Genomic DNA, 1,533 nt, shown 5'->3' with positions numbered 1-1,533 from the left:
AATGGATAATATGGTTCTTCTTGCAGATATGCTTGACGTGACAATAAATGACATATTGGTATGTAATGATGTGAATGTGTAGGAGGTTTTCAAAATATCTTGATGATACTTAAAAAAATGATTTTTAGACCACAGGTTTAGTTTTTTTAAATATCATTAACATATTTTGGGAACTGTTGATTATTTCTATTATTTTGGGGGTTATTGTCGGTATTGCTATTTGCAAAGAAGAAGCTAAAGAGGATGAGAAAGAACAGCAGAAAAAAGAGTATGCGAATAGGAGATTATCACGCGACAGATTCAATCGGAGATTGTATATGGAGGATGGGGTTTGGCTCTGTGAGGTGGAAGAAGCACCGAGTTGTAATAGCAGAGGAGATACGCCTGAGGAGGCATTAAGATATAGCAGAGAATATGTTCAAAAATATCTTGATGGTTATGAGGATTAATAATTATCACATGTTAAAAATCATGTTTTAAAGAAAGGACCATATATGGAAAAAGATGTAGCATATGATAAGTATTTAGATACATTTAACGATCTCACACTCTGTATTTGTGATGGGAAAATAACAGAAAAGGAAATATATGATAAGACAACTCCTTACCTCATGTCTATGTGTGATGGGATGGTTCTTAATTATGGCATGTTTAATAGTGATGTCGAAGCATTAAAAAGATGCTTCGAAAACATTAAGACTGAAGAAGGTGCAATTGTTGTAGGAAGTATTCTTATGGCAGTCTTTACTTGCATAAGAATAAATCCAGCCAGTACATCGGAGGAAATGTATGCATCCTACATGTATTTGAAAAAATAGTGCCTAAACTTCTTTACGATAATAGTCATGGTGCTATAACAATAAGAGTACTGGAATGTATGGCTGATGTGCATTATAGATATATATCAAAACGGCATAACAAAGCCAGTCAGGAACAGGGGAACTATGGAAAGATAAAAAGAGGATTCCTCAGTATTGGACTTCCCAATCGTCTTGCATCCGAATACTCAAAACTAGTGCCAATAGATGATGAAGTTAAAAAAGCGGAGGAAGAATGGCGAAAAAAACTAAGAGATAATTTGCGGAATCCAAAAAGTCAAAGTGCAGAAACAATAGATGAAGATGATAATTCCGTATGCGATTTTTCAAATCCTGCTGATAAGTATTATAAAAGACATGGATTTGATATTTATTACTATCTTGGATTCCCCAGAAATAAAGAATTCAATGAAATGGTTCTTGCTGGTATGGCTCAGGAAAAATGGTATGAAGAACATTTTGGAGAAGAAGATTAAAGCTTCAATACACGAAAAATGCAGGAAAGGGAATGGATTTATTATCTTCTTCAGCAGAAACGCGTTGCTTGTTTGGCGATTCTTAGATTTGTCAGTTGTTTTATGGGAGCTGTGAGATCAGTATACGTTTCTAATCGATATTGAACCACAGGTTTAGTTTTTTTACATAGCAGATGTGATATACTACTCTTTACAAGCGGCTGTTGTTAATCCTTAAAAGAAATGTGGTTAAAAACGAT

At 34.2% G+C, this 1,533-nt stretch carries 3 protein-coding genes; all 3 read left to right on the top strand.

Annotated elements, in window-relative coordinates:
• Positions 1-194: 194 nt before the first annotated feature.
• Genes T501_RS23075 through T501_RS19410 form a run of 3 tightly spaced genes read left to right on the top strand, consistent with a single transcriptional unit; the run spans position 195 to position 1,294 of the window.
• Positions 195-449 (top strand): type II toxin-antitoxin system HicB family antitoxin, encoded by a 255-nt coding sequence (locus T501_RS23075; protein WP_156094536.1) that lies wholly within the window; start codon positions 195-197, stop codon positions 447-449.
• Between the two features lie 45 nt (positions 450-494).
• On the top strand, positions 495-818 hold the full coding sequence (locus T501_RS19415) for a hypothetical protein (protein WP_044917180.1): 324 nt from the start codon (positions 495-497) through the stop codon (positions 816-818).
• Positions 818-1,294, top strand: coding sequence for a hypothetical protein (locus tag T501_RS19410; protein WP_044917178.1), 477 nt, complete (start codon positions 818-820; stop codon positions 1,292-1,294). The genes T501_RS19415 and T501_RS19410 overlap by 1 nt, the downstream gene beginning before the upstream one ends.
• Positions 1,295-1,533 lie beyond the last annotated feature (239 nt).

The sequence above is a fragment of the Butyrivibrio sp. WCE2006 genome (assembly GCF_000701985.1).
GTDB lineage: Bacteria > Bacillota > Clostridia > Lachnospirales > Lachnospiraceae > Butyrivibrio.
This window is presented reverse-complemented; position numbering and strand designations above follow the sequence as displayed.